This is a genomic window from Thiolapillus sp. (assembly GCF_048562965.1).
Classification (GTDB): domain Bacteria; phylum Pseudomonadota; class Gammaproteobacteria; order Chromatiales; family Chromatiaceae; genus Thiolapillus; species Thiolapillus brandeum_A.
In genome coordinates this window covers 1-753 of sequence record NZ_JBHNMF010001250.1, presented here as the reverse complement: position 1 = coordinate 753, position 753 = coordinate 1, and the positions used below count along the sequence as shown (strand labels likewise).

The window sequence follows — 753 nt, the reverse complement described above, 5'->3', positions numbered from 1 at the left end:
CTGCTATTGATATTTTTCAATGCCTGACACTGCTTAATTACCTAGTATTTCACTATGTTTTTATCAGCCATTGAGGCTCAACACATGAATGCATCCAGGCTCAAACATTTTCCTGTATCGTTTTTTTCCATGATCATGGGAATGGCAGGCTTGACCATTGCCTGGCAAAAAGCCGGTCAGGTGTTGAATCTGCCCGCTGTTTTCGGACAACTGCTTGCACCTCTTACCGTTGCAACATTCGTAACCCTGCTGCTGTTCTACTCCCTGAAAATGGTGCGTTACCGGCAGGCGGTAAACGCAGAATTGCACAACCCGGTCAAGCTCAACTTTTTCCCGGCCATATCCATCAGTCTGTTGCTGATCTCCATTGCGCTGCTGCCCTTGAGTGAACCCCTCGCCCACGGATTATGGCTGACCGGGGTGATATTGCATTTTGTCATCACGCTGTATGTCATGCGCGTTTGGATTCATCATGAGCATTTCGAAATACATCACATCAATCCGGCCTGGTTCATCCCCGTGGTAGGCAACGTCCTTATTCCCATCGCAGGTTCCCCCCTGGGCTATCATGAAATTTCGTGGTTCTTCTTCAGTATCGGCATGGTGTTCTGGATCGTGCTGTTTACCATTATTTTCAACCGCTGCCAGCCATGGAGAGCGAAGCGAAGGCTGGTAGACCCCAGTAGCCGCGAGGCCGCACTGTTTTCCCGGCGTGCCTTGCGCCAGAGGGAAAACAAAGTAGGCCTCCGAACG

General features: G+C 50.2%; 1 protein-coding gene. It reads left to right on the top strand.

Annotation, left to right across the window (positions count from 1 at the left end; all coding sequences use genetic code 11):
• Window positions 1-54 precede the first annotated feature (54 nt).
• Window positions 55-753, top strand: a 699-nt coding sequence (locus tag ACOCD2_RS23605; RefSeq protein WP_294031991.1) for an SLAC1 anion channel family protein, incomplete at its 3' end; no start/stop codon positions are given.